Raw genomic sequence first — 2,531 nt, 5'->3', positions numbered from 1 at the left:
GTCGCCCTCGAAGTCACCGGCGTCTGGGAGGACCGCCGCTACCTCGACATGTCCCTGCTCAACTCAACCCCAGACACTGCCGCCGCTTGACCCCGCCAAGGAGCATTCCTCCCCCGAACCCCCTCCCAACCAACTACACACGATTCGGGACTTGACCCGGTGGGCCTCCGTGCCAGGGCAGAAGAGGCGCGGGACTCCGCTCGTGCCTCGCAGGTCCTCTTCCGCCACTGACTGCGCTGCTATCCTCCCGCGCCGTCGCGTGCGCGACAGCCCTGCCGCGGCGGCTCCCGCGAGCCCGAGGCCTCGACGCACGCTTTCGCGGACACCATGTCCGGGGGGACTTCCATGGCGGCGTTGCGTTCGTGGTGGGTGATGCTGCTCCTGTTGGCCGGCTGCGCGTCCGCGCCCGTTGCTGGGCGTCTGGACCTGCCGCGCGAGGATGACTCCGCGGAGGACTGCGCCGAGGCCGCCGAGGAGGACGGGGACGAAGGCTGCGTCACCGTGGCCTGCGTCGGCGACACGTGCGGCCTGTACCGATGCGAGGACGTGTCCTCCGCGCCGCTGGCCCTGCGTGGGGCTGGCGCCCCAGCCCCGCTGCCGGGCGTCGGTTACTCGCCCCAGCGTCTCTGGGCAGGGCCGCAGGTCATGCCCGGCAGAGAGCCCGTCCTCGTCTTTCGGAAGGAGCGGCCCGAGGAGCTGCCGAGCACGAAGGCGCTCCGCAAGGCACGCACGGAGTGGGAGAAGGCTCCGAAGGAGAAGCACCACATCTTCCCCCGGGCATTCGAGGCCTACTTTGACCGGCAGGGCATCAACATCCACGAGGTGGTCCTCGCCATAGACGTGAAGCGGCACAAGGAGCTTCACAGCGGAGTGCGCGGCGCGCCGTGGAATGCGGATTGGGAAGTTCTCATCAACCAGCTCATTGAGGAGGAGGCCTCGCCGCAAGAATCGAGGCGGCGGCTCATGGAACACGCGGGCTACATGATTCGGAAGTATGGTCTCGTCGGAATGCCCATGTCGTACTGGCAGCAGCTCGGGAAGATTGAGTGGCTGCTGCAAGGCGGGGACAGGTGATGCGACTTTTCAGACTCGGGCGGGACCTCGACCTAGCGAAGGGGCGCGAACGCTGGAGCCTCCACGCGAAGCGGCGTTGGGGGCTGCCGGGGGCGGAATGCCCTCAGTGCTTCCACGGGGGAAGCGCCTTCGGGCACGCATATCCGAGCGTCGACCTGTCCGGCCTGCACCAGGAGCGCGAGTACAGGAAGGCCCGTTTGGCGCCCTGGGATGAGTACGTCCGACTCCGCGACCTCGTGAGACCGCTCCTGCCGGCGGGGGTGCCCCTGCTGCCAAGCCTGGACATGGGGCCGCTGGTCGGAGCCGTTAGGGGGCGTCCGCCGCCGGTGGTGCTGGAGCCGGCATGGACGCTCCTGGTTCAGCCCGAGGCCGTAGAGCGACTCCTCGCCGCAGGGCTCCGCGGCATCAATCCCCAGCACACCGCCCTGAAGGTCGGGCGGGACGTGCCGCCGATGTTCGAGCTCGAGCTGGTGGCCGGGGGCGACTATGCGCCCGAGATTCGGCCTGCGCCCGTAGGCGCACCATGTCCCCTTTGCAGTACCCAGCCGACGACGGCGAGGCCTTCACCCTGGTGGCTCGATTCGGCGTCCCAGCCCAACGCGGACGTGTTCCGCTTCCGTGAGGTCCCCGCCGCCATCATTGCGACTGAGCGCTTCGTGGAGGTGGTCCGCAGCATGGGGGGCGACATCCGGTTCAAGGCGACCGAGCTTGCCCCGCCCGCTGCGCGCGAGACTGGGGCATCGTTGTAGGTCTCTCGGATGTGCCACAAGGGATATTGACGGGGTATATACCTGAGCGTCCGGTCCTGTGCGTGCCCTGGTGGTAATCGCCAGCGCTCGATGCGAGGACGACGCGATGGGACTGATGGATGCCCCAGACCCGATGGAGGAACTGGAGCGCCAGTTGATTTCCGACACCGTGCGGAACTGGCGGAAGCTGGAGTTCATCGCCGCGCAGCTGACGAAGCGCGGCATCAAGTCGCCCGTGACCCGGAAGGACGTCACGAAGACTGACGTCTCCCGGGACTTTCACACGGCGGGCATCAAGATGTGGGAGGCCTCGGAGGGACGCATCACCGACGAGATGCTCCAGGAGTTCGAGCGGCAGAGCGCGAAGGCCGCGGGCTCCGCCAAGAAGAAGTCTGTCTTGAAGAAGGGAGGTGGCCGATGAAGGGACGCCCGTATCACCTGGGCCCGCTCCTCCGGGGGTTCCTTGCCCGACTCATGGGCCATTGGGCGTGACCCGGTTCCGTGGCTCTCCCGCACTTCGTGTGGTTCCCCTCTGGGAAGTAGGCAGACGCGGCAAGCTGCCAGTGGGGCGAATACACCCAGGAAATGGAAACGCTGTACCCATTTCCTGGGTGTCGAGTGGACCGCGTGGCCCCCGGTAGCGCGGCGCGTGTCATCCTCGGGGTGAGCATGGAGGGCACGGGAGCACGATGTCCCTCCTGCCAGACG

General features: G+C 67.6%; 3 protein-coding genes. All 3 read left to right on the top strand.

Annotation, left to right across the window (positions count from 1 at the left end):
* Window positions 1-345 precede the first annotated feature (345 nt).
* Complete coding sequence (gene sitA6, locus LZ198_RS42680; protein ID WP_253977918.1) at window positions 346-1,074, top strand: SitA6 family polymorphic toxin lipoprotein; 729 nt, start codon at window positions 346-348, stop codon at window positions 1,072-1,074.
* Window positions 1,074-1,823 carry a SitI6 family double-CXXCG motif immunity protein gene (gene sitI6 / locus LZ198_RS42675; protein ID WP_253977919.1) on the top strand — a complete coding sequence of 250 codons (750 nt, stop codon included), beginning with the start codon at window positions 1,074-1,076 and terminating at the stop codon, window positions 1,821-1,823. The genes sitA6 and sitI6 overlap by 1 nt, the downstream gene beginning before the upstream one ends.
* 106 nt (window positions 1,824-1,929) lie before the next feature.
* Window positions 1,930-2,244 (top strand): hypothetical protein, encoded by a 315-nt coding sequence (locus LZ198_RS42670; protein ID WP_253977917.1) that lies wholly within the window; start codon window positions 1,930-1,932, stop codon window positions 2,242-2,244.
* Window positions 2,245-2,531: the final 287 nt, after the last annotated feature.

The organism is Myxococcus dinghuensis, assembly GCF_024198235.1.
GTDB classification, from domain to species: Bacteria; Myxococcota; Myxococcia; order Myxococcales; family Myxococcaceae; genus Myxococcus; species Myxococcus dinghuensis.
This window is presented reverse-complemented; position numbering and strand designations above follow the sequence as displayed.

Excerpts from the sequence above, each read along its gene's own strand:
- sitA6 (WP_253977918.1), top strand. The coding sequence starts at position 346 with ATGGCGGCGTTGCGTTCGTGGTGGGTGATGCTGCTCCTGTTGGCCGGC.
- sitI6 (WP_253977919.1), top strand. The coding sequence starts at position 1,074 with ATGCGACTTTTCAGACTCGGGCGGGACCTCGACCTAGCGAAGGGGCGC.
- LZ198_RS42670 (WP_253977917.1), top strand. The coding sequence starts at position 1,930 with ATGGGACTGATGGATGCCCCAGACCCGATGGAGGAACTGGAGCGCCAG.